At 70.4% G+C, this 22,658-nt stretch carries 21 protein-coding genes and 2 tRNA genes; 9 read left to right on the forward strand and 14 right to left on the reverse strand.

Annotated features, from left to right (window positions below; genetic code table 11):
* Nucleotides 1-61 precede the first annotated feature (61 nt).
* Nucleotides 62-985 (forward strand): CPBP family intramembrane glutamic endopeptidase, encoded by a 924-nt coding sequence (locus tag KME79_RS08270; RefSeq protein WP_219543959.1) that lies wholly within the window; start codon nt 62-64, stop codon nt 983-985.
* A 109-nt stretch (nt 986-1,094) separates the two neighbouring features.
* Here KME79_RS08270 and KME79_RS08275 read toward each other — a convergent pair.
* From KME79_RS08275 to KME79_RS08300, 6 genes are all read right to left on the reverse strand, one after another.
* Nucleotides 1,095-1,168: transfer RNA gene (locus tag KME79_RS08275), tRNA-Met, on the reverse strand.
* Nucleotides 1,169-1,333: 165 nt separating this feature from the next.
* A tRNA-Met gene (locus KME79_RS08280) sits at nt 1,334-1,410 on the reverse strand.
* A gap of 54 nt (nt 1,411-1,464) precedes the next feature.
* A complete protein-coding gene (locus KME79_RS08285; protein ID WP_219543960.1) occupies nt 1,465-4,416 on the reverse strand; it encodes a UPF0182 family membrane protein in 2,952 nt (983 codons plus the stop codon).
* A gap of 132 nt (nt 4,417-4,548) precedes the next feature.
* A complete protein-coding gene (locus tag KME79_RS08290) occupies nt 4,549-5,589 on the reverse strand; it encodes a YlbL family protein (RefSeq protein ID WP_219543961.1) in 1,041 nt (346 codons plus the stop codon).
* Between the two features lie 10 nt (nt 5,590-5,599).
* Complete coding sequence (locus KME79_RS08295) at nt 5,600-6,025, reverse strand: molybdenum cofactor biosynthesis protein MoaE (protein WP_148029300.1); 426 nt, start codon at nt 6,023-6,025, stop codon at nt 5,600-5,602.
* 20 nt (nt 6,026-6,045) lie between these two features.
* Nucleotides 6,046-7,119: an NAD-dependent epimerase/dehydratase family protein gene (locus tag KME79_RS08300; protein ID WP_219544091.1), complete on the reverse strand. Its 1,074-nt coding sequence runs from the start codon at nt 7,117-7,119 to the stop codon at nt 6,046-6,048.
* 130 nt (nt 7,120-7,249) lie between these two features.
* Between KME79_RS08300 and KME79_RS08305 the strand changes: the two genes are divergently transcribed.
* From KME79_RS08305 to KME79_RS08315, 3 genes are all read left to right on the forward strand, one after another.
* Complete coding sequence (locus KME79_RS08305) at nt 7,250-8,455, forward strand: zinc-dependent metalloprotease (protein WP_219544092.1); 1,206 nt, start codon at nt 7,250-7,252, stop codon at nt 8,453-8,455.
* The gene (locus KME79_RS08310) at nt 8,452-9,024 is read left to right on the forward strand and encodes an NUDIX hydrolase (protein WP_148029298.1); all 573 of its coding nucleotides are present in this window, start codon (nt 8,452-8,454) and stop codon (nt 9,022-9,024) included. Before KME79_RS08305 ends, KME79_RS08310 begins: the two co-directional genes overlap by 4 nt.
* Nucleotides 9,025-9,087: 63 nt before the next feature.
* The gene (locus KME79_RS08315; RefSeq protein ID WP_308248838.1) at nt 9,088-10,089 is read left to right on the forward strand and encodes an endonuclease/exonuclease/phosphatase family protein; all 1,002 of its coding nucleotides are present in this window, start codon (nt 9,088-9,090) and stop codon (nt 10,087-10,089) included.
* Here KME79_RS08315 and KME79_RS08320 read toward each other — a convergent pair.
* Nucleotides 10,076-10,660 carry a glycosyltransferase family protein gene (locus KME79_RS08320; protein WP_219543962.1) on the reverse strand — a complete coding sequence of 195 codons (585 nt, stop codon included), beginning with the start codon at nt 10,658-10,660 and terminating at the stop codon, nt 10,076-10,078. The two genes, KME79_RS08315 and KME79_RS08320, sit on opposite strands and share 14 nt — an antisense overlap.
* Nucleotides 10,657-11,172 (reverse strand): M48 metallopeptidase family protein, encoded by a 516-nt coding sequence (locus KME79_RS08325; RefSeq protein WP_261808313.1) that lies wholly within the window; start codon nt 11,170-11,172, stop codon nt 10,657-10,659. Before KME79_RS08325 ends, KME79_RS08320 begins: the two co-directional genes overlap by 4 nt.
* 324 nt (nt 11,173-11,496) lie before the next feature.
* Between KME79_RS08325 and KME79_RS08330 the strand changes: the two genes are divergently transcribed.
* From KME79_RS08330 to KME79_RS08340, 3 genes are all read left to right on the forward strand, one after another.
* Nucleotides 11,497-12,849: a ThiF family adenylyltransferase gene (locus KME79_RS08330; protein WP_219543963.1), complete on the forward strand. Its 1,353-nt coding sequence runs from the start codon at nt 11,497-11,499 to the stop codon at nt 12,847-12,849.
* A 16-nt stretch (nt 12,850-12,865) separates the two neighbouring features.
* Nucleotides 12,866-14,203 carry an ABC1 kinase family protein gene (locus KME79_RS08335; protein ID WP_219543964.1) on the forward strand — a complete coding sequence of 446 codons (1,338 nt, stop codon included), beginning with the start codon at nt 12,866-12,868 and terminating at the stop codon, nt 14,201-14,203.
* Between the two features lie 150 nt (nt 14,204-14,353).
* On the forward strand, nt 14,354-16,501 hold the full coding sequence (locus KME79_RS08340) for a heavy metal translocating P-type ATPase (protein WP_219543965.1): 2,148 nt from the start codon (nt 14,354-14,356) through the stop codon (nt 16,499-16,501).
* A gap of 28 nt (nt 16,502-16,529) precedes the next feature.
* Here KME79_RS08340 and KME79_RS08345 read toward each other — a convergent pair whose 3' ends face one another.
* The gene (locus tag KME79_RS08345) at nt 16,530-16,781 is read right to left on the reverse strand and encodes a hypothetical protein (protein WP_219543966.1); all 252 of its coding nucleotides are present in this window, start codon (nt 16,779-16,781) and stop codon (nt 16,530-16,532) included.
* Nucleotides 16,782-16,806: 25 nt separating this feature from the next.
* Between KME79_RS08345 and KME79_RS08350 the strand changes: the two genes are divergently transcribed.
* Nucleotides 16,807-17,397 carry a hypothetical protein gene (locus KME79_RS08350; protein WP_219543967.1) on the forward strand — a complete coding sequence of 197 codons (591 nt, stop codon included), beginning with the start codon at nt 16,807-16,809 and terminating at the stop codon, nt 17,395-17,397.
* A 92-nt stretch (nt 17,398-17,489) separates the two neighbouring features.
* On the opposite strand, the gene KME79_RS08355 is transcribed toward KME79_RS08350, so the two are convergent.
* The 5 genes from KME79_RS08355 to KME79_RS08375 all read right to left on the reverse strand — a co-directional run bounded on the left by KME79_RS08355 (nt 17,490) and on the right by KME79_RS08375 (nt 21,576).
* On the reverse strand, nt 17,490-17,687 hold the full coding sequence (locus KME79_RS08355; protein WP_148029291.1) for a hypothetical protein: 198 nt from the start codon (nt 17,685-17,687) through the stop codon (nt 17,490-17,492).
* 40 nt (nt 17,688-17,727) lie between these two features.
* Nucleotides 17,728-17,997 carry a WhiB family transcriptional regulator gene (locus KME79_RS08360; protein ID WP_148029290.1) on the reverse strand — a complete coding sequence of 90 codons (270 nt, stop codon included), beginning with the start codon at nt 17,995-17,997 and terminating at the stop codon, nt 17,728-17,730.
* Between the two features lie 131 nt (nt 17,998-18,128).
* Nucleotides 18,129-18,425 (reverse strand): hypothetical protein, encoded by a 297-nt coding sequence (locus tag KME79_RS08365; protein ID WP_219543968.1) that lies wholly within the window; start codon nt 18,423-18,425, stop codon nt 18,129-18,131.
* A 96-nt stretch (nt 18,426-18,521) separates the two neighbouring features.
* Complete coding sequence (gene tesB, locus KME79_RS08370; RefSeq protein ID WP_219543969.1) at nt 18,522-19,406, reverse strand: acyl-CoA thioesterase II; 885 nt, start codon at nt 19,404-19,406, stop codon at nt 18,522-18,524.
* Between the two features lie 133 nt (nt 19,407-19,539).
* Nucleotides 19,540-21,576, reverse strand: coding sequence for an ATP-dependent DNA helicase UvrD2 (locus tag KME79_RS08375; RefSeq protein WP_219544094.1), 2,037 nt, complete (start codon nt 21,574-21,576; stop codon nt 19,540-19,542).
* A gap of 152 nt (nt 21,577-21,728) precedes the next feature.
* Between KME79_RS08375 and KME79_RS08380 the strand changes: the two genes are divergently transcribed.
* The gene (locus KME79_RS08380) at nt 21,729-22,631 is read left to right on the forward strand and encodes an alpha/beta hydrolase (protein ID WP_308248840.1); all 903 of its coding nucleotides are present in this window, start codon (nt 21,729-21,731) and stop codon (nt 22,629-22,631) included.
* Nucleotides 22,632-22,658 lie beyond the last annotated feature (27 nt).

The following is a 22,658-nucleotide window of genomic DNA, read 5'->3' on the forward strand; positions in this document are numbered from 1 at the left end:
GCGGGGCCGCGGCTGGTGTGCTGATCAGCGTCAGCCAAGCCACTCCCCAAGGAGCGATGTCATGTCAGTCGACAGCCCGCCAGGCGTCGATCAGCGGCCGAGCCGGACCGGGATCCGGGGGTTCATCCGCCGCCGTCCGCTGATCAGCTTCTTCGTCCTGGCCAACCTGATGAGCTGGGCCGCCTGGACGCCCTACATCCTCTCGGCGACCGGTCTCGGGGTCCTGGACTTCACCTTCCCCTCGGCGCTCGGCGGCACCCAGATCCTGGGCGTCCTCCCCGGCGCGTATCTCGGCCCCATCCTCGCCGCGTTCATCGTGACCGCGGTCGCGGACGGCAGGGAAGGCGTCCGCCGGTGGATCGGCCGCATGACCAAGTGGCGGGTCAGCTGGGTCTGGTATGTCGCGACGGCCGTCGGCGTGCCCGCCGCCATCATCGTCAGCGGCCTGGCGTTGTCGGGCGGAGAGATCCGCCTGCCGTCCGCCGTCATGCTGGTGGCCTACCTGCCGGGCCTGCTCATCCAGATGGTCACGACCGGCCTGGCGGAGGAGCCCGGCTGGCGTGACTTCGCCCTGCCCCGCATGCAGCGCAGGTTCGGCCCGCTGGGCGCGACCCTCGTCCTCGGGCCGCTCTGGGGCATCTGGCACCTGCCGCTGTTCCTGAGCGAGTGGGGCGGGTGGCCGGACGTCACCTGGATGAGGGTCGGCGAGTTCGTCGCCTTCGCCTGCGTCTTCAGCGTGGTCGTCACCTGGGTGTTCAACCGGACCGGTCAGAGCTTGCCGCTGGTCATGCTGCTGCACGTCAGCGTCAACAACTTCATGTCGATCATGTACGCGGACGTGTTCCCTTCGCTCGCCACCGCCGAGCAGGCGTCCCACGTCACTCTGCTCGCCGGCACCACGGCGGCGCTCGTGGTGCTCGTCGCGACGCGCGGCCGGCTCGGGTACCGGCCGGAGCCCGCGCCGGAGGCTGTCCATCGGAGCTGAACGCTCCAGCCAGGGACTGGGCGTGCGCGGGCCCTGCGGGAACGGGCGGCTCCGCTGCCCGGACATGCGAAACGCCCTCCGGGATGATCCCGGAGGGCGTTTCTTCTTGTAGCGGGGGCAGGATTTGAACCCACGACCTCTGGGTTATGAGCCCAGCGAGCTACCGAACTGCTCCACCCCGCGTCGGTGTGTCTTGACACTATCCCTGAAACGGGAGTTCACGCAAATCGACGGGCGCCCGCGGGAAGATCGACTGCCGCCGACCGGATCGCCTGCGACGTTCCTCTGCCTGAAGATGGCTGTACATGCGAAATGCCCTCCAGGAAGATCCTGGAGGGCATTTCCTCTTGGTAGCGGGGGCAGGATTTGAACCTGCGGCCTCTGGGTTATGAGCCCAGCGAGCTACCGAACTGCTCCACCCCGCGTCGGTGTGTGTCTAAAGACTATCCCCGACGCGGGACTCACGCAAATCGAGAGAGCTAGGACCCTTGCTCCGGTGATTCGGTCGGCGCCGGGGTCGCCGACCCGGTCGGGGACGGCGACGGTGACGGTGAACCGGTCGGCGAGGGGGTCGGGGTGACCGGCGCCTGGACCCCGGCGGTGCGGAGCTTCTCCAGGGCGTCGTCCAGGCGCTGCTGCGCCTTGCCGAACTCCTCCCAGTTGGGCGGGTCGCTCTGCAGGGCCTTGGTGGCGTCGTCGTACGCCTTCTGGGCGTCGCCGATCGCGGTCTGCAGGGCGGACTGCTGCTGTTGCTGGTTTTCCTGCTGCTGGTTCTCCTGAGACTGCTGTTGCTGCTGGTCTCCGGTGGTCTGCTCCTTGCCGAAGACCTGGGCCAGCGCCTCGTCGAGGTTGCGGGCGACGCCGATCTCGCTGCCGAACGACACCAGGACGCGCTGCAGGATCGGGTACGGCTCCTGGCCGCCTCCCGCCGCGACCTGGATGTAGACGGGTTCGATGTAGACGAGCCCGCCCGCGTACGGCAGCGTCAGCAGGTTGCCGTAGCGGACCGAGGAGGCGCCGACGCCCAGCAGGTTGAGCTCACCCGCGAACCGGCTCTGGAAGGCGTTCTGCGCCTGACCGGGGCCTGGGATCGGGGTGTTGGACGGCATGCGCAGGATGCGCAGCTTGCCGTAGCCGTCGCCGGCCGTGGAGTCGACGGCCATGAACGCCGCCAGGTTGGGGCCCTGCCGTGGCACGAACGTGGTGGTCAGCGAGAACTTCGGCTGGTCACCCGGCATCGTGGTGGTCAGGTAGTAGGGCGGCTGCTTGACGTTCTGCTCGCCCTGCGACGGGTCGTTGGGGACGTTCCAGAAGTCCTGGCCACTGTAGAAGGCCGCGGCGTCGGTGATGTGGTAGCGCGACAGGGTGTAGCGCTGCACCTTGAACAGGTCTTCGGGGTAGCGGACGTGCGCGAGCAGGCTCTCGCTCATCTCGGTCTTCGGCTGGATGATGCCGGGGAACGCGCTGCTCCAGGTCTTGAGCACCGGGTCGTCCGGGTCCCAGGCGTAGAGCGTGACGGTGCCGTCGTAGGCGTCGACCGTGGCCTTGACGGAGTTGCGCATGTAGTTGATCTTGTCCTGCGGCTGCTGGGCGATCACCCGGGACCGGTCGGTGGCCGTGTCGCGGGTCATCTCCTGCAGGCTCTCGCTCTGCGAGTAGGGGTAGGAGTTGGACGTGGTGTAGGCGTCGACGATCCAGGTGACCCGGCCGTCGATGATCGCGGGGTACGGGTCGGAGTCGAGCGTCAGGAACGGGGCGACCTTGGCGATGCGGTCACGCGGGCTGCGCTCGTACAGGATCTTGGAGTTGTCGTTGACGTCGCCGGACAGCAGGATGTTGACCTCGCTGTACTTGGCGGCGTAGAAGAGCCGGTTGATGAACGAGCCGACCGGGACTCCGCCCTTGCCCGTGTAGGTGGTGTTCTTCTGGCCGGTGCCGCCGGTCTCCGGGTAGTCGAGCTCCTGCGGGCGCTCGGGGTTGCCGCCGGCGATGACGTAGTCGGCGCCGGTGGTCTCGCCGAAGTAGATGCGCGACTCCTTGAGGCCGGTGCGCTCCGCCAGGGGGCCGGTGACCGGCATGTCCTTGGCGTCGTAGGCGGGCAGGCCGCTGGAGTCGACCTGGTTGCCGGGGGCGGCCACGAAGCCGTAGCCGTGGGTGTAGACCAGGTGGCGGTTGATCCAGTTGTTCTGGCCCTCGGGCGGGCCGGTCAGCTCGCGCACGGCCACGATGTGGTCGGTGAGCTTGCCGTTGGCGTCGGGGTAGCGGTCGACGTCGAGCTGGTCGGCGAAGTTGTAGAAGCCCCGGATGCGCTGGGTCTGCTCGTAGGTGGCGGACACGAGCGCGGGGTCGAGCAGGCGGACGCCGGTCACGGACGTGTCGCCGGCGGCGTTCTCCCGCACCTGGCTCGGGTCGGCCACGGCGCTGTAGGGCTCCACCTTGGCGTCGTCGACGTTGTAGGCGTTTCGGGTCGCCTCGATGTTGCGGGCGATGTAGGGGGACTCCTTGGCCTGCTGGTTGGGCCTGACCTGGAACTGCTCGACGAGCATCGGGTAGACGCCGCCGATCAGCACCGCCGAGAGCGCGAGCAGGCCGAACGAGACCCCGGGAAGCATGCCGCCCGGCCGGAAGATGCCGGCGAAGAACATCAGGGCGCAGATCAGGGCGATGATCGCGAGGATGTTCTTGGCCGGAAGCACCGCGTTGATGTCGGTGTAGGAGGCGCCGTGGACGAAGCCGCGGTCGGAGAAGACCAGGTCGAACTGGTCGTACCAGTAGGCGATGGCCTTGAGCAGGACGAACACGCCGAGCAGCACCGACAGGTGGATGCGCGCGGCCTTGGAGGCGTGCACGCCGGGCGACTGCAGCCGGAACCCGCCGTACAGGTAATGGGTGATCGCCGCCAGGATGGCCGAGAGGATCACGGCGGTGAACAGGAAGTTGAGCACCAGCCTGATGAACGGGAGCTCGAACATGAAGAACGAGATGTCGCGCTTGAACTCGGCGTCGGTCGTGCCGAACGGCTGGGCGTTGGCGAACTCGATCCAGGTATGCCACTGGCCGGCGAGAGAGGAGCCCGCGAAGAGCGCGAGCAGGGCCAGGCCGACGATGAAGATCAGCTTGCGGTGCGGGTCGAGCGCGGCGCGGTAGCGGTCGGCGCCGCTGCCCCCGCCGAAGACCGCCGGGCCGAACGTCGGCCGCGTGCGGTAGGCGAGCAGCATGTTGCCGCCGACGATGCCGACCATGAGCACCGCTCCGATGAGGAACAGCACCACCTGGGTCAGCAGCACGCTGGAGAAGACCCGCGTGTAGTCGACAGCGCTAAACCATAGATAGTCGGTATAAATCCCGGAAAATAGGAAGAAGAGCGCCACAATCGCCACGAGTGCGATCGCGACGGGCAGAAGCAGTCGCGGTCGGCGGGGCAAGCGCATCGCCCTGCCGCCGGCTCCTGGGGTCCGGAAGCTCAAGGCCAACCCCTCGTCGTGATGAAGAAACGGTCCGTGTCTGGCAACCTACACCGCAGTGTCACCACTACGGCTAACGCGCGGCGATTGAGGGAAGTTTCATCCGGAGCAAGACGGGACCTTGCCTTTACCTGAGACCAAGGCTTCGATCGCCAGCCTCGCACTGTTGAGTGTCTCGGCCTTGACCAGCCGAAGCCCGTCAGGCACGGCCTTCATGGCCTCGGCGCAGTTTCCCGCGGGCGTGAGGAAGATCGTGGCGCCGGCGTCGCGGGCGCCGACCAGCTTCTGGGGGATGCCGCCGATCGGGCCCACCGTGCCGTCGGGCTTGATGGTGCCGGTGCCGGCGATCTGCTTGCCGCCCGTCATCGGCCCCTCGGTGAGCTTGTCCACGATGCCGAGCGAGAACATCAGCCCCGCGCTCGGCCCGCCGACCTCGCCCACGTTGATGTCGACCTCGAAGGGGAACTTGTAGGTCGCCCGCATGCTCACCCCGACGACCGGCTCGCCGTCGGCGGCGACGGTCGGCACGGTGATCTTGAGATCCTCGTCACCCCTGGTGATGCCGAACGTCACCTCCTCGCCCGCCCGGCGCGCCCGCACCGCCTCGCCGACCTCCTCGGTCTTGGTGACCGGCTTGCCGTCGACGGAGGTGATCTCGTCGCCCTTCTCGATCTTGCCCGCGGCGGGCTTGTCCTTGGCGACCGAGACGACCGAGATGACGGTCCTGTACGGGATCTTCAGCTCGTTCAGGGCGGCGGCCGTGGCGTCGTCCTGGGAGTTGGTCATCTCGACCGTGTTCTCCTCCTCGACCTCCTTCTGGCTGCGGTCGGGAGCGAAGATCGTCTCCTGCGGCACGACGGCGACGGTGGGGTCGATCCAGCCGCGCAGCGCGGTGAGCAGGTCGATCTGGGAGGTCGGCCCGCCCTGGTAGGCGACGGTGACGAGCCGGAGCGAACCGCTGGTCGGATAGGTCTCACGCCCGGTTATCTTGATCACCGGCTGCTTGTCGATCTGCCCGAGGGTGTTCTCCGTGGGCCCTGGGCTGAGCACGACGTACGGAACGTCCACGAGCGCGCCGCCGATGCCGAGCGCGAGCACGAGGAAGCCCGAAACCAGCAGGGTCAAGGCACGTCGTGACATGGATCCGAGCTTATTCGCAGGCGCCGACCCACTCGGTCGATCCGTCGGCGAACTCCTGGTGTTTCCAGATCGGCACCTGGGACTTGAGATCGTCGATCAGCCTGCGCGCCGCCTTGAACGCCTCGTCGCGGTGGGCGCAGGCCACGGCCACGATCACCGCGGTGTCGCCGAGCGCCAGGTCTCCGACCCGGTGGACGGCGGCGAGCGCGGTCACGGGGAAGTCGGAGGCCACCTTCTCGGCCACCGAGCGCAGCTCCTGCTCGGCGGACGGGTGGGCGGAGTAGGACAGCTTCGTCACCGGCTTGCCGTGATCCTGCTCACGCACGGTGCCCACGAACAGGGTCGTGCCGCCCGCCGCGTGGTCGGCCACCGCGGCCGTCACCTCGTCGACGGACAGCGGGGTGTCACGAATGCCGAGCAACCGGATGACGTCCACGCGAAGAGCCTACATATTTCTCACAGGCGGCGCTTCTTGCGCACCTGACGGACGATCGCGGCGGTGCCGATGACGGCGACGGTGGCGCCCGCCGCGGTGAGGGTGGCCTCCTTGACGGGCAGCCGCCTGCCGACCACGGTGGTGCGGTTCTCGCGCAGCTCCAGGAGCTGGTTGAAGGCCGTCTCGTTGGTCCACGACGGCTTCCAGCCGGCCTCGCGCAGGGCGGCGCAGTCGACCACCCACGGGTAGACGACGTAGTGGAGGTCGGTGGCAGGCGCGGGCGTGATGCCCAGCCGGTGGAGGCGCTGGGCGGTGCCGAAGGTCAGCCCGGCCGGCAGCTCGAACCGCCGGATCCCGGACAGCTCCTCGATCTGCTCCTGTTCGAGCCAGCCGTCGCAGCCGACGGCCGCCACCCCGGTGACGGCGCCCTTGGCGGCCAGTTCGAGGGCGGAGACCAGGTCGTCGATGTGGCAGAACTGCCAGCGTTGCGCGCATCCCTTGACCGTCAGCAGCCGCGGCGACTCGAAGTGGCGGGTGATCACGGTGTCGATGCCGGGCCCGACGACCGCGGCCGGGCGCAGCACCGTGACCTCCAGGCCGGGATGGCTGCGCAGCGACGTGCGCACCAGCGCCTCGATCTCCAGGTAGTCGCCGACCACGCCGGTGTCGGGCTCGGCCGCCACCGGGGCGTGCTCGGCGAGGGGCACGTCGTTGTCGGCCGCGGCGCCGTACACCATCGCGCTCGTGACGACCACCACGCGCCGGACGCGCGCGGCCGCGCTGGCGGTGAGGACGGTCTGGGCGGCTCTCAGGTTGTACGCGCGGCGCTCGCCGGGATCGGAGTCGAGGGCGTAGTCGCCGGCCACGTGGACCACGACGTCGATGTCGGAGATCCGGTTCGCCAAGAGCGGATCCCGTACGTCGATCACCCGCCAGGTGGCTTCCTGCACGTCACCGCGCTCCTCGTCGATGGCCACGACTCTGCGGAAATCCGCGGAGGTGACGAGCCTGACGAGCAGTTCGCGGCCCAGGCCGGATGCGGCGCCGGTGACGGCTACGACTGGTCGGCGCGAGCGTTTCGAGGTAGGCACCAGGTCCTCACTTTGCACTGATCCGCCACAGGACGACTAACGTGGCGGATGTGGACTCCTCCATCCTGCACGAGGTAACGCGGTGACTGACCTGCCAGGTCGTGAAAACGACCCCAACGAAAACCCGTTCGCCATGTTCGGTGACCCTGAGCAGATGGCTCAGGCGATGCGCCAGTTCGCCGACATGCTGTCGGCGCCCCAGGGTTCAGGCCCTGTCAACTGGGACATGGCCAAGAACATCGCCCGCCACGCCGTCGTCGCGCAAGGCGACCCGAGCGTGATGGAGGGCGAGCGCCGCCAGATCGTCGAGGCGCTCAGCCTGGCCGACCTGTGGCTCAACGAGGCGACCACGCTGCCCAGCGGCGTGTCCAACCCGCAGGCGTGGAGCCGGTCCGAGTGGATCGAGAACACGATCCCGGTGTGGCGCAAGCTGGCCGAGCCGATCGCCGAGCGCATGGTCGAGACCATGGGTGGCGCCATCGGCGGCTCCGGGCTGCCACCCGAGGCCCAGCAGATGGCCGGGCCGCTGATGGGCATGCTCAAGCAGATGGGCGGCATGATGGTCGGCCAGCAGATCGGCCAGGCCATCGGCTCGCTGGCGCGTGAGGTGATCGGCACCACCGACATCGGCCTGCCGCTGTCCGGCACGGCCGCGCTGCTGCCCGGCGGCGTCGCCTCCTTCAGCTCCGGCCTCGAACACCCCGCCGACGAGATCAGGCTCTACCTGGCGCTGCGCGAGGCCGCGCACCACCGGCTGTTCCAGCACGTGCCGTGGCTCCGCGGCCACCTGCTCGGCGCCGTCGAGGAGTACGCCAAGGGCATCACGGTCGACACCTCGGCCCTTGAGGAGCAGATCCGCGGGCTCGACATCAACAACCCGCAGGCTCTCCAGGAGGCGCTGAGCGGCGGCGCGCTGCTCAAGCCCGAGGAGACCGAGCGGCAGAAGGCCGCCCTGGTCCGCCTGGAGACGATGCTGGCCCTGGTCGAGGGCTGGGTCGCGACGGTGGTCGACGACGCCGCCGCCGGCAAGCTGCCCTCCGCGGTCGCCCTGGCGGAGACCGTACGACGACGCCGCGCGACCGGCGGGCCGGCCGAGCTGACCTTCGGCACGCTCGTCGGGCTGGAGCTGCGCCCGCGCAGGCTGCGCGAGGCCGCCAAGCTGTGGCAGGCCGTCAAGGAGGCGCGCGGCGTCGACGGCCGCGACGCGCTGTGGTCGCACCCCGACCTCATCCCGACGGCCGACGACCTCGACGATCCCGAGGCGTTCGTCCGGGGCGAGAGCACGTGGGACATCTCCCAGCTGGAGGAGAAGCCCCGCGACGAGGGCGACCAGAGTTGAGCCTGCACGACGACGCGGTGGCCGTGCTCACCGCGTGGACCGCGCCGACGGCCGGGGAGGAGTCGCTGCGCGCGGAGTTCCTCGACCACCTGGCGGCTCACGAGGACGCGATGCTGCGCGAGTGCGTGCCCGGCCATCTCACGGCGACCACGGCCGTGCTGTCGCACGACGGCGCGCGGGTGCTGCTCACCCTGCATCCGAAGGCCGGGATGTGGCTGCCGATGGGCGGCCACTGCGAGCCTTCCGACACCACGCTGGCCGGGGTGGCGCTGCGCGAGGCCGAGGAGGAGTCCGGCATCGCGGACCTGGAGCCGCTGCCCGGCCCGCTCGCGCTGGACCGCCACCGGGTGTGGTGCCATCCGCCGCACAGCTGGCATCTCGACGTCGAGTACGCCGCCGTCGCCCCGGAGGGCGCCGAGGCGGTGATCAGCGAGGAGTCCCTGGACCTGCGCTGGTTCCCGGTGGAGGAGATCCCCGAGCTGTCCGACGAGGCCACCCGCCGCCTCGCGGCCAGGGGACGCGCCGCGCTGGCGGAGAGGGTCGCCGCCGGTCGGGGGACGGCTGGCTGACCGGCGGTCCGGCCGTCAGCGGAGGCCGCTGAGGTTTCGTAACGTTCCAGAGAGGTTTCGGCAGTGGGCGTGTCCTCGGAGAGTCCCGTCGGGGGGACGATCGTCACGCCCGCGCGCCGGAGGCGCACCGGGCGCGCCGGGGCCGTGCTGACGTGGCTGGCCGTGACGCCGTTCGCGGCGTGGGCGGTGACGAGGCTGGCGGGGCTGGAACGGGGGGCGATCCCCACCCAGATCATGACCGCGACCCCGTACGCGGCCGCCGGTTCGCTGGTCCCCCTGATGATCGCCGCGCTCGGGCGCAGGCGGGCCGCCACCGCGGTCGCGCTGCTGGCCAGCACGGTGCTGGGGTTCAGCGTGCTGCCCAGGACCCTCGGCGTGGCGGAGGCGACGGCGGGCCGGCCGCTCCGGGTGCTGACCGTCAACCTGCTGTTCGGCAGGGCCGACACGCAGACGATCATGAACATGGTGCGGGAGCTGCGGCCCGACGTGCTCAACACGCAGGAGCTGACGCCCGGCGCGGTCGACGGGCTCGACGTGGCCGGTTTGACGGAGGTCATGCCGCACCGCGTGCTGCAGGCGGAGTGGAGCGCGGGCGGCAGCGGCATCTTCTCCCGCTTCCCGCTGGAGCCGCTGGATGACGCGCTGCCTCCGCTGGAGGGCCACAACATGCCGGTGGCCAGGCTGTCGCTGCCCGGCGGGGCGCCGGTCGAGCTCTTCGACGTGCATCCGGTGCCGCCGATCGGGCCGCATGCCGCCGCCTGGCAGAAGGCGCTGGAGTCGCTGCCCGGCCCGTCCGGCGGCACGGTGCGCATCCTGGCGGGCGACTTCAACGCCTCGCTCGACCACGTGCCGATGCGCCGGCTGCTGGCGCGCGGCTACAAGGACGCCGCCGACCAGGTGGGCGCCGGGCTGATCCCGACCTGGCCGGCCAACAGGCGGATCCCGCCGATCATCACGATCGACCACGTGCTGGTGGACGAGCGGGTGGGGGTGAAGGCGGTCAGCGTGCACGACGTGCCCGGCACCGACCACCGGGCGGTGTTCGCGGAGCTCAGCGTGCCGTGAGCAGGGCGCGGGTGCTCTCCCAGCCTTCGAGGCCGGGGTCGAGACGCTCGGCGTCGCCGGGGGCGCGCAGCCGGTGCCATCCGGGCGTGGCCGCCACCATGCGGCGGCCGGGCGCCTGCGCGCGCAGCGCCGCCACCGGATCGGGGTCGTCCAGGTCGGGATCCGCCCAGGCGGGCGGCGGCAGGTGGCAGGCGAGCGCGACGGCACCGCCCCCTTCGGCGGGGCTGACGGTGATCTGCGCGCGTCCGAGCTCGCGGAAGAGCTTGCCGATCAGCAGCGGCGGCAGGTCGGGCGCGTCGGCGGCGACGATCGCGGCCTGATCGCCCTTGAGCAGCTGGAGAACGTCCCTGACCGGGTCGTCCTCGCCTATTTCGAGGATCTCGGTGCCGGGCCAGACGAGGTCGTCGAGACCGGGGACGCTCGTCGCCAGGACGGGGGTGACCAGCTCCAGGCCGGCGACCATCTCGTAGGTGTCTTCCGCGATCGCCTCCAGCCAGCGGGCGGGGTCGACCCCTGGCGGCGCGGATCGGGCCATGCGCTCCCGTACGAGAACCGCGACGGTACGCGTCAACACTCCTCCGGGGCGTTCTGGGCGGCGGCGGAGAATCCCTCCAGGAAGCCGCGGGCGCGCTCCGCCTTCGGGTAGCGCTCCACCAGGGTCCAGAACCGGGGGCCGTGGCTGGGCACGAGCAGGTGGACGAGTTCGTGGACGATGACGTAGTTGATGACCCACTCGGGCAGGCCCTTAAGGCGGGTCGAGATGCGGATCGTGCCTGTCTCCGGGGTGCAGGAGCCCCATCGGTGGTGCTGGTTGTCGACCCACCGCACGCTCGCGGGCCGGGCTTTGCCGTCGAGGTATTTCGCGGAAAGGTCCTTCGCCCGCTCCAGCAGCGCCTCGTCCGTCGGCCGTCGCTTGCGCTCCTTGGCCGCGAGCCGATCGAGCATCCGGCTCACCCATTCGTCCTCGTCCTCGCCGCTGAGCCAGGCGGGCAGGAGCACGATCGTCTTGTCGCCGTCGCGGTAAGCGGAGACCGTACGCCGGCGACGAGAACTGCGACGGACCTCGACTGTCTCGGGGGGCACATATGCACGGTAGCCGACACTCGCGGAATTCCCCAGAGGGCGAGTCATGTTTCTGCTGGTCAGATGATTAAGAGCCGGTGAATTTGGGCAAGCGCGGTTTCCCGATCCTGATCACCGCGGCACGCCGGAAGTGTCGTTCTGAGCGTGGATTCAAGAGCTGGGTGACATCCGGTCAAGGGCTCGCGGTGCGATCGTTCTGCGGTTTCGACTTTACCAAGAATTTAATGTCAGTGGTTGTCCACAGGGTTTCGGGGGCTGGCCGGTTATCCACAGCGGCGGGCGTTCCGGAGCGGGATCTTGAATTCACGTGCAAATCTTCGGGCCATGAGGCCACGTGTGCATCCCGCCCTCCCCCGTGTCGACCGTGACGAGCGGACGCTCCAGCTCGGTGCGCATCCCGGGCGGGCCGTCGTCCTGACCGGGCTCAGCAGGGCCGCCCGGCGGTGGCTCGACAGGCTCGACGGCGTCCGCGACCTGGCCGGGGCGTTGCGCGAGGCGCGGTCGGCCGGGCTGCCGGAGGTCGCCGCCCGTGACCTGCTCGACCAGCTCGGCCGGTCCGGCGTGCTCGACGACGCGGGCGGGCCCGCCCTGCCGCTGCCGCTGGCCGAGCTCGACCGGATGCGGCCCGATCTGGACGCGATGGATCTGGCCGGGGCCGCGCCCGGCGGCGGGCGGGAGTCGCTGCTGCGCAGGGCGCGGTCGCGGGTGCGGGTCTACGGCGCGGGCCGGGTGGGGGCGCAGGTGGTCGCCTTGCTGGCGGCGGGCGGCGTGGGCGGGATCCGGGTGTTCGACCCCGAGCCCACGCGGCCCCGCGACCTGGTGCCCGGCGGGCTGACGTGGGCGGAGGTGGGGATGCCGCGGCAGGACGGCGCGGTCGCGGTGGCCGCGAGACTGGCCCATCCCGGCGAAGGCGGGGAAGTCACGGGGGTGGCTCGTGGCGGCGAGGGCCGGGATGGCCCAAGGCCGGCTCGTTCCGGCGGCGGGAAGCGGTCTCGGGCCGGTGATGGAGAGGGACGACCCGCTGGTGCCGGCGATGGTGGGGTGCGGGCCGCTCGTGCCGGTGCGGGTCGCGTTGCCGCAGGGCAGCGACGGGCGGTCAGCGGCTTGGGTGAGCGTGCGGTGGTGGAGGTGCGGGCGGGCGGGCCTTATCTGGGTGACGGGACCGAGCGGCCCGATCTCGTGATCCTCACTCCGGTGCGGCCGCTGGACATGGTGCTGGTCAACGAGTTGACGGCGCTGGGCATCCCGCATCTGCTCGGATCCGCCTTTGAAGGGCATGGATCCGCGGGTCCGCTCGTTGTACCTGGACAGACCGCCTGTTTGCACTGCCTAGACTTGACCAGACGGGATCATGATCCGGCCTGGCCGGTCGTCACCGCCGGGCTCGGTGGCTATCCCCCCGGGGAGATCGCCTGCGACGCCTCCCTGGCGGCCTCCGTCGCCGCCGCGGTGGCCGGTCATGCCCTGAACTTCCTCGATGGTCACGCCTCGGCTGTGACGAACGGCACAACCGACATATCGCCTGATCGATATTGGAAGCACCGATCGTGGACAATCCACCCGCAATGTCGTTGTATACGAACCTATCCATATCCGCTAACAATGGTCATGTCAGCTACCTGCGATTCACAAGCCCAGGTAACGACCGACGAAGGGGGGAAGCGGCATCTCGGCTGAGATTCCGCACATCAGGATGAGCGATCTTCCTCGCCGCGCCGTCACGCGCTCCGCCAAGCTGGCCACCCTGCCCCTCAGTTTCGCCGGACGCACCGCCCTCGGGCTGGGCAAGCGCATCGGCGGCAAGTCCGCCGAAATGGTCGCCGAGGAGATCCAGCAGCGCACCGCCGAGCAGATCTTCAAGGTGCTGGGCGAGCTCAAGGGCGGCGCGATGAAGCTCGGCCAGGCGCTGTCCATCTTCGAGGCCGCCCTGCCGCCCGAGATCGTCGCCCCCTACCGCGCCACGCTCACCAAGCTCCAGGACGCGGCGCCCCCGCTCCCGGTCGCCACCGTCCACAAGGTGCTGACCGAGCAGCTCGGTGACGACTGGCGCGACCATTTCCAGTCCTTCGACGACGAGCCGACCGCCGCCGCCTCCATCGGCCAGGTCCACCGGGCCGTCTGGCATGACGGCAGGGAGGCCGCGGTCAAGATCCAGTACCCCGGCGCCGGCAAGGCCCTGCTCGGCGACTTCGCCCAGCTCGCCCGGCTCGGCAAGCTGTTCGGGGTGCTCATGCCCGGCCTCGACATCAAGTCCGTCCTCGCCGAGCTTCGCGAGCGGGTCGCCGAGGAGCTCGACTACCTCCGCGAAGCCGAGGCCCAGCACGCCTTCGCGCTCGAGTTCCACGACGACCCCGACTTCCACGTGCCCGACGTCATCGCCGCCAACGAGACCGTGCTGGTCACCGAGTGGATGGACGGCGTCCCGCTGTCGCGTGTCATCACCGAGGGCACGAAGGAGGAGCGCGACCGGGCCGGGCTGCTGTTCGTCCGCTTCCTGTTCTGCTCCCCCGCCAGGGTCGGCATGCTCCACGCCGACCCCCACCCGGGCAACTTCCGCATGCTGCCCAACGGCAAGCTGGGCGTCCTCGACTTCGGCGCCGTCAACCGGGGCGGCTACCCGCTGGCGTTCGGGCAGCTCACCCGCATCTTCAACCAGGGCGACATGGACACCGTGATCGCCGGGCTGCGGGCGGAGGGGTTCATCCGGCCCGACATCGAGATCGACCCCGACGCGCTGCGCGCCTTCCTCTCGCCCTACGTGGAGCCGACGGCGGTGGAGGAGTTCACGTTCAGCCGCGCCTGGTTGCAGACGCAGGCCGCCTCGGCGACCGACCTGCGGCCCGGCAACGTGGTCCGCCAGCTCAACCTGCCGGCCTCGTACGTGCTCATCCACCGGGTTCACATGGCGGGGATCGGGGTCCTGTGCCAGCTGGGCACCACGGCACGCTTTCGCGACGAGGTGATCCGCTGGGTTCCGGGCTTCTCCGACGACACCATCGACCCCGACGACATGGCCCTCGTCACCACCTGATCTCCGCACCCGCGCCTCCATGGCCAGGTTCGAACGGGCGTATCACCGCGGATTGGTGGAACACGCGTAAGTCGGGGTATGAATGCCCGCTCCTCCTCCGTGGGGGAACGGGCTCCCTTCCCGCCGACATACCGGGGTTGAGATCCGACCATGAGTACGCGCCGCAACCATCCGCACACTCCAGGACCGGACACGCCCGGCCATCAGGCCGATCACGACGGTCATGGCATCCATGGCGCTCACGAAGGTCAGGACGGGCACGGCGGGCATAACGCTCACGGCGGTCACGGCGGTCATGGTGATCATGTCGGGCAGTTTCGGCGGCTGTTCTGGATCATGCTGGTCCTGGCGGTCCCCGTGGTGGGGTTCAACGAGATGTTCGCCCACATCATCGGCTACCGCCTGCCCGATTCCGCGTGGGTGCCGTGGGTCTCACCGGTGCTGGGCACCGTCGTCTATTTCTGGGGCGGACGGCCGTTCCTGACCGGGGCGGTCTCGGAGATCCGCTCCCGCCGGCCCGGCATGATGCTGCTCGTCGGTCTCGCTATCACGGTGGCGTTCGTCGCCTCCTGGGGTGCCAGCCTGCACGTGCTCGACGAGGAGCTGAACTTCTGGTGGGAGCTGGCCCTGCTGGTCGTCATCATGCTCCTGGGCCACTGGATCGAGATGCGCTCCCTGGCGCAGACCACCTCGGCCCTGGACTCCCTGGCGGCCCTGCTGCCCGACGAGGCCGAGAAGGTCGACGGCGACGACGTGGTCAAGGTCTCCCCGGCCGACCTGGTGGTCGGTGACGTCGTCATCGTCCGTCCCGGCGCCTCGGTCCCCGCCGACGGGAAGATCATCGACGGTTCCGCGAGCATGGACGAGTCCATGGTCACCGGAGAGTCCAAGCCGGTGCGCCGCGGGGCCGGCGAACAGGTGGTCGCCGGCACCGTCGCCACCGACTCCGGCCTCCGCGTCGAGGTCACCGCCATCGGCGACGACACCGCCCTGGCGGGCATCCAGCGACTCGTCGCCGACGCCCAGGCCTCGTCCTCGCGCGCCCAGCGCGTCGCCGACACCGCGGCGGCGTGGCTGTTCTGGTTCGCCCTGGGGGCCGCCGCGATCGCCGCCGTCGTCTGGGCTCTCGTCGGGCTGCCCGACAGCGGGATCGTGCGGACCATCACCGTGCTCGTCATCGCCTGCCCGCACGCTCTGGGCCTGGCGATCCCGCTGGTGGTGTCCATCGCCACCGAGCGCGCCGCCCGGGGAGGCGTGCTGGTCAAGGACCGTCTCGCGCTGGAGTCGATGCGCACCGTCGATGCCGTCCTGTTCGACAAGACCGGCACCCTGACCAAGGGCGAACCCACCGTGACCGGGATCGAGCCGGTCGGCGGTCGCGGCGCGGACGAGGTGCTGGCCCTGGCCGCGGCGGCGGAGAGCGACAGCGAGCATCCGCTGGCCAAGGCCATCGTCGGCGCGGCCCGTACGCGTGGGCTGGACGTGCCCCAGGCCAGCGAGTTCTCCTCCTCTCCCGCGGTCGGCGTGAAGGCGACCGCGAACGGCACCGTGATCGAGGTCGGCGGCCCGTACCTCCTCGACGAGCGCGGCCTGGACGAGCTTCCCGTCGCCGGTGAGTGGCGGACGGAGGGGGCGATCATCCTGCACGTCCTCGCCGGCGGCCAGGTGATCGGCGCGCTCCGGCTGGCCGACGAGATCCGGCCCGAGTCCCGCGACGCCGTCGACGCCCTGCACGCCGCGGGCGTCCAGGTCGTGATGATCACCGGTGACGCCCGGGCCGTCGCCGACACCGTGGCCGCCGAACTCGGCATCGACCGGGTGTTCGCCGGGGTGCGGCCGGAGGACAAGGCGGCCAAGGTCGCGGAGCTGCAGTCGGAGGGCAAGAAGGTCGCCATGGTCGGCGACGGCGTCAACGACGCTCCCGCGCTGGCCCAGGCCGACGTCGGCATCGCGATCGGGGCCGGCACCGATGTGGCGATCGGCTCGGCCGGAGTGATCCTCGTCTCCTCGGATCCGCGCTCGGTGCTCTCCGTCATCGATCTGTCGCGGGCGAGCTTCCGGAAGATGAAGCAGAACCTGTGGTGGGCCGCCGGCTACAACCTGATCTCGGTGCCCCTGGCAGCCGGGGTGCTCGCGCCGATCGGGTTCGTACTGCCGATGAGCGTCGGGGCGATCCTCATGTCGGCCTCGACCGTCGTGGTCGCGCTGAACGCCCAGCTGCTGCGCCGGCTCGACCTCACTCCGGCACACAGCACGAAAACGTTCCTCGACCACGCGACACCCGCCCGGACACCCTGATCGCCCGGCGGCGGATGCGGCCGGGCGTTCAGGGGGCCGACATCCGGACGACCTGGCGGCGGATGCCGCCGGGCGCGCACGGGCCGGTACCTGGACGACCGGCGGCGGGTGCGGTCGGCGGCTGTTCGCGGTGCGAGGTGGTGAAGGCGTCGACGACCAGCGCGTTCCGTGGGTGGCCGCCGTCGGTTCGGACGTCCCCGTGGCCTCTTTCGGGGTTCTTACGGATGGCGGCGGGCCATCGGCCCGGCCGGGAAGCGCGCCTGATGATGGCGGCAACCATCGTCGAGTGAAAGGCGGGATCCGGGATGGGTCTCTTCCGCATGGCCGGGTCAGCCGGCTATGTCTGCGCCGTGCTGCTCATCTTCAACGTGTTCCGGCGGGCCGGGGCGGTCCCCGAGACGCCGGTCACGCACGCGGTGGCGCCGTTCGCGGCGCTGTCCGGGCTGTTCGCGATCACCGGGCTGTACCTGCTCATCCGGAGCAGGACCGGCGGGCTCGGGCTGGCCGGGTACGTGCTCAACGGCGCCGGGCTGGCCGGGGCGTTCGCCGTCGAGTACACGCTGCACTTCGTCTTCCCGTCGCTCCCCGGCGCGACGGTGAGCGGGCTGCTGGCCGGAGGGACGGGGACGGCGTTCCTGGTGACCTCGGCGGTGCTGCTGTCGGGGGTGCTGCTGTTCGGCGTGGCGGCGATCCGGTCGGGGACGCTGCCGGTCGCCGCCGTGCTGCTCTACGCGGCGGGGATGGTGCCCGGGTCGCTGCGCGGGGTCGTTCCGGAGTGGGCCTACCTCGGCGGGCTGGTCGTCGCGGCGGCGGGCATCGCGTGGATGTCGGCCCGCCTCTTCGCCGCCGCCGGGACGGCCGATCCCGTGAGGAGACCGGCCGGCCAGCACGCGTAGAACCGAACGCGGAAGACCCGCGCGGAACCGTCGTTCCGCGCGGGTCTGATTCTCGGCGGGGAGGTCCTGCGCCGGCGGCAGGACCTCCCCTGTCATAGCACCAGTCGCAACGCCCGGTTCAGGCGCTCGTTGGCGCGCTGGACACCACGCTGCGCCCTGCGGACGCGGCTGATGCGGGAGGCCAAGCGCTGCTCCTCCGCCTCGCGGTGGAGGGTCCGTATTCGGTCGTTGACCAGTTCATGGTAGAGATACGGGGCCGAGAACTCGCCGCTCGTCGGGATGAGGCTCATCAGATCGTCTTCTTTCGGCTGGTGTTGCTGGATCGGTGGGTCAGGCCGCGACCGGGTGCTTGCGCGGACGGCCACGCGGACGCTTGCGGGGCACGATGGTCCCGCGGAGGATGAGCTCGCCGCCCCAGACGCCCCACGGCTCCTCGCGCTCGAGCGCGCGCTCGAGGCAGGCCTTCTGGATCGGGCACCCGGTGCAGAGCGCCTTGGCGAACTCGACGTCCTCCGGCGACTCGGCGAACCACAGGTCAGGGTCGGTACGACAGGGGATCTCGGCTTCGTCGATCAGGTCCATGATCGTCTTCGCCCCCATCAGGATTCTCCTTTGATCGAACACGTTGTTCTTGGTCGGGACACACCTCGTGGGTGATCGGGATCACGGACAAACAAAGAGGCCGCGGATCCTGTCTGCGGATCCGCGGCCTGGGGGCTGCTGTGTGCCGGTCAGGTTATGACCGGAGCATCCCTCCAGGGTTGCGGACCCACTCCACGCTTGGCGATCGGCTGGGTCGGCACTTCGGCGCCTGCGGTGCCCGCAGGGACGCCCAGAGCGACGGCTGCGGCGAAGACGGGAGCACCGGAGGTGGCGGCGCCGGCGTGGGCGCGCGCATACATCAGGGACTCCTGGCGACGGGCAGACTCGTCCTGCCGCAGCTTGGCCGGCCCACTGACGAGCCTCACCGAGTCACGGCACGCGGAAAGCAGCCACTGCGTGGCCGGCGTGTTGTTGATGCTGATCACTGTGACTCACCTCCGCTCTGGGATCGTCGGGCAGAGACGCCCGACTCGCTTGACCATGACCCTAAACCCGGATCTCCGGGTTGGGCAACGTATTTTCTACCTGCGATTTCGTGACAAATTCGTGCGGATCATGGCCTCCTGGACCACGGACACCACGAGTTCGCCCGAGGCGTTGAACATCTCCCCCCGCGCGAGCCCTCTGGCGCCTCCGGCGGAGGGCGACTGCTGCGCGTAGAGCAGCCACTCGTCGGCCCTGAACGGCCGGTGGAACCAGATGGCGTGATCCAGCGAGGCGCCCATGATGTCGGAGGCGCCCCAGGCCAGGCCGTGCGCGAGCAGGATCGTGTCGACCAGGGTGTAGTCGGAGGCGTAGGCGGCCAGCACGACGTGCAGCAGCGGGTCGTCGGGCAGGTCGGCGTCGAAGCGGAACCACACGTTGGTCTCGGTGCTGCGCAGGTCGGGGTCGAGATGCGCCTCCCAGACCAGCGGGGAGACGTAGCGGGCGTCGACCGGGCGCGGCCGGGCCAGCCACTCGCGCTGCTCGTGGTCCTCCCCGACCAGCGCGGTCATCTGCTCCTGGAAGGTCGGCAGCGTCTCGGGGTCGGGCACCACCGGCATCGCCGAGGCCTGGTGCTCGATGCCCGGCTCCTCGACGTGGAACGAGGCCGACATCGTGAAGATCGCCTTGCCGTGCTGGATCGCCACCACCCGCCGGGTGGAGAACGACCGGCCGTCGCGGACCCGCTCGACGTCATAGACGATCGGGATGGCCGGGTCGCCGGGGCGGATGAAGTAGGCGTGCAGGGAGTGGACGTTCTTGCCGGCCGGGACGGTGCGCCCGGCGGCGACGAGGGCCTGCGCGGCGACCTGCCCGCCGAAGACGCGCTGGACGCGCTCCTCCGGGCTCCGGCCGCGGAACATGTCCTGCTCGATCTGCTCCAGGTCGAGCAGGTCGAGCACTTCCTTCAGGGCCTCGTTCACTCATCCCCCTTCACGCGGCACGCGCGAGCACCCCCCGGGCTCGCCCCTTATGGTGGCATCCCGTGGTTTCGCGGTGGTTACGACGGTGTCGTCCTGAGCCGGAGACGACAGGACAGGATAAGCGGGGTCAGGGTCAGGAGCCGCGGCACAGGCCCAGCACCGCCTCCCCGTAGCGGTCGAGCTTGACCCGGCCGACGCCCGCGATCGACAGCAGCTCCTGCTCGGTCGTCGGCGCCCGCTCGGCGATGGCCTGCAGCGTCACGTCCGTGAACACGACGTACGGCGGGATCTTGGCCTCCTTGGCCGTGGCCGTGCGCCAGGCCTTCAGGCTCTCCAGCAGCGCCTCGTCGTAGTCGGCCGGGCAGGTCGCGCACCGTCCCAGCTTCTGCTCGGCCGCGGCCACCAGGGTCTTGGCGCAGACCCGGCAGCTGACCGGGGCCGCCACCTCCCTGCGGTCGCGGGCGGGCGCGGCGGGCCGCGACGGCGCGGACGGGCGGCCCGTCAGCCCGTCGAGGAACCGGGACGGGCGGCGGCTCCTGCGCCCGCCCGGCGCGCGGGCCAGCGCCCACGACAGTGAAAGGTGCAGCCGGGCACGGGTGACGCCGACGTACAGCAGCCGGCGCTCCTCCTCGATCTGCTCCGGCGTCTCCGCGTAGATGATCGGCACCATGCCGTCGGTGAGGCCGACCAGGAAGACGGCGTCCCACTCCAGGCCCTTGGCGGCGTGCAGGGAGGCGAGCGTGACGCCCTCGACGGGCGGCGCGTGCTGCTCGGCGGCGCGGCGCTCCAACTCGGCCACGAACGCCGGCAGGTCGGCGCCCTCGGCCGCCAGATCCTCCGCCAGGTCGGCCAGGGCCTTGAGCGACTCCCATTTCTCGCGCGCCTTGCCGCCGCCGGGCGGCGAGGGGGTCAGCCCGACGCCGGTCAGGATGTCGTGGACCTCGGAGGCCAGCGGCTCGCCGCTGTGGGAGCGGGCCGCGCCGCGCAGCAGCACGACGGCCTGCCGCACCTCGGGCCGCTCGAAGAAGCGCTCCGCGCCGCGCACCACGTACGGGATCTCCGCCTTCGACAGCGCCTCCTCGTAAGACTCGGACTGCGAGTTGGTACGGAAGAGGACCGCGATCTCGCGGGACGGGACGCCCTGGTCGATCAGTTTGCGGATGCCGCGCGCGACGCCGGCGGCCTCGGCGGGCTCGTCGTCGTAGTCGGCGAACACCGGCCTGGGGCCGTCGGGGCGCTGCGCGACGAGCTCCAGACGGTGAGGCGACTTGCTCTTGGCGATGACGAGGTTGGCCAGGTTGACCACCTGGGGGGTGGAGCGGTAGTCGCGCACCAGCTTGATGACCGCGGCGTTCGGGAACTCGACCGCGAAGCCGGTCAGGTAGCGCGGGGTGGCGCCGGTGAAGCTGTAGATCGTCTGATTGGGGTCGCCGACCACGCACAGGTCGTCGCGGCCGCCGAGCCAGGTGTCGAGCAGGAGCTTCTGCAGCGGATTGACGTCTTGATACTCATCGACGACGAAGTAGCGGTACTGCTGGCGGATCTGGGCGGCGACCTCGGCGTGCTCGGTCATCACCGCCGCGGTCAGCTCCAGGATCGTCTCGAAGTCGACGAGGTGGCGCTCGCGCCGGATCCGCTCGTACGCCTCGTACAGGCGCACCACCTCCTCGGCGGGAACCGGAGGGGTGCGGTGGTGCTTGGCGGCGGCGGCGACGTAGTCGTCGGGGCCGATCTGGGTGACCTTGGCCCACTCGACCTCGGCGGCGATGTCTCGCAGCTCGGACCGTTCGGGATTTTTCCGGATCTGGCGGCAGGCTTCGATCAGCACCGGAAGCTTGGACTCGATCACCGACGGCGCCTCGCCGCCGATCACCCGCGGCCAGAAGTAGGTGAGCTGCCGCAGCGCGGCGGCGTGGAACGTGCGCGCCTGCACCGCCGGCGCGCCCAGCTCGCGCAGCCGCTGGCGCAGCTCGCCCGCGGCACGTGTGGTGAACGTCACTGCCAGCACGCTCCGCGCGTCGACCGCCCCGCTGCGCACCGCGTGCGCGATCCTGTGGGTGATGGCCCTGGTCTTGCCCGTGCCGGCTCCGGCCAGCACGCACACCGGGCCGCGCACGGTCTCGGCCACCTCGCGCTGCTCGGGGTCGAGCCCGGACAACACGTCGTCCACGCTGCTCACCTGTCCATCCTCCCAGCCGGTGGCGGTCCGAGAGCCATTCTGGCAACAGGTGGCCGCACCCGTTTCACAGGCAACGAGATGCAAACAACCGGTCTCTTCCACCACAATGGGGCCCGACCATCTGGCGGGGAGGAAGGAAAGCCGTGCGTACAGCGGTTTCCCTGAGCGCGATCGCGCTCGCTTGTGTCGCGCTCACCCCGGTGGGCGCGCAGGCGGCGCAGGATCCGACGCCGGGTCCCGCGGTGACCATGCCGACCGACCCTGACGGCATCGGCGGGCATGCCACGGAGACCATCTCCTACGGCAAGCACCGCCGCCAGCAGATGGACGTGTGGTGGACCCCCGACGGCATGCAACGGCCCGGAGTCTTCATCATCCACGGCGGCTGGTGGTCCAGCGGCGACAAGCGGGGCATGACCCAGATCGCCCGCTCGTACGCCGACATGGGCTACACGGTCTTCAACATCAACTACCGGCTGTCGACCCAGGCCGCCTGGCCCGCGCAACGCACCGACGCGCTGGCCGCGATCGCCGCCGCCCGCCGCCACGCCGACCGGTGGGCGTTCGACGCGAACAACTACGTGGTGGTCGGCTTCTCCGCCGGCGGCCACATCGCCGCCGCCGTCGGCACCTTCGGCAACGGCACGCAGGGGCTGAAGGGCGTGGTCGGGCTGTCGCCGATCATCTCCCCGCTGCGCGCCTACACCGACGGCGCCGCGGCCACCCAGCCCAACAAGGTACGACTGCGCAAGGCGGCGGTCCGGCTGGCCGGCGGCTGCCACCCCAAGGGCAAGTGCTCGCGGGTGTGGGCCAGCATGGAGGTCGCCTGGCACGCCAGCCGCAAGGACGCGCCGATGCTCACCGTGCACGCGCAGGACGAGTTCGTGCCACCGCAGCAGAGCGAGCTGGTCAAGGACGCTCTCGGCAAGCTCGGCGTGCCCGTGAAGATCATCACCGTCCCCGGTCAGTCCCACAGCACCACCCTCTACCGCGAGATGGGCGTGGCCGAGCGCGTCCAGGCGTGGATCGCCAGCCGCATCGGGTGAGGGATTAACCAGGCCACCCGCGTTGTT

It is taken from the genome of Nonomuraea harbinensis (assembly GCF_019396385.1).
GTDB classification, from domain to species: domain Bacteria; phylum Actinomycetota; class Actinomycetes; order Streptosporangiales; family Streptosporangiaceae; genus Nonomuraea; species Nonomuraea ferruginea.

Bases quoted from the DNA above. Each gene is read 5' to 3' on its own strand.
- KME79_RS08270 (WP_219543959.1), top strand. From the start codon at position 62: ATGTCAGTCGACAGCCCGCCAGGCGTCGATCAGCGGCCGAGCCGGACC.
- KME79_RS08285 (WP_219543960.1), bottom strand. From the start codon at position 4,416: ATGCGCTTGCCCCGCCGACCGCGACTGCTTCTGCCCGTCGCGATCGCA.
- KME79_RS08290 (WP_219543961.1), bottom strand. From the start codon at position 5,589: ATGTCACGACGTGCCTTGACCCTGCTGGTTTCGGGCTTCCTCGTGCTC.
- KME79_RS08305 (WP_219544092.1), top strand. From the start codon at position 7,250: ATGTTCGGTGACCCTGAGCAGATGGCTCAGGCGATGCGCCAGTTCGCC.
- KME79_RS08330 (WP_219543963.1), top strand. From the start codon at position 11,497: ATGAGGCCACGTGTGCATCCCGCCCTCCCCCGTGTCGACCGTGACGAG.
- KME79_RS08335 (WP_219543964.1), top strand. From the start codon at position 12,866: ATGAGCGATCTTCCTCGCCGCGCCGTCACGCGCTCCGCCAAGCTGGCC.
- KME79_RS08340 (WP_219543965.1), top strand. From the start codon at position 14,354: ATGAGTACGCGCCGCAACCATCCGCACACTCCAGGACCGGACACGCCC.
- KME79_RS08345 (WP_219543966.1), bottom strand. From the start codon at position 16,781: ATGGTTGCCGCCATCATCAGGCGCGCTTCCCGGCCGGGCCGATGGCCC.
- KME79_RS08350 (WP_219543967.1), top strand. From the start codon at position 16,807: ATGGGTCTCTTCCGCATGGCCGGGTCAGCCGGCTATGTCTGCGCCGTG.
- KME79_RS08355 (WP_148029291.1), bottom strand. From the start codon at position 17,687: ATGAGCCTCATCCCGACGAGCGGCGAGTTCTCGGCCCCGTATCTCTAC.
- KME79_RS08360 (WP_148029290.1), bottom strand. From the start codon at position 17,997: ATGGGGGCGAAGACGATCATGGACCTGATCGACGAAGCCGAGATCCCC.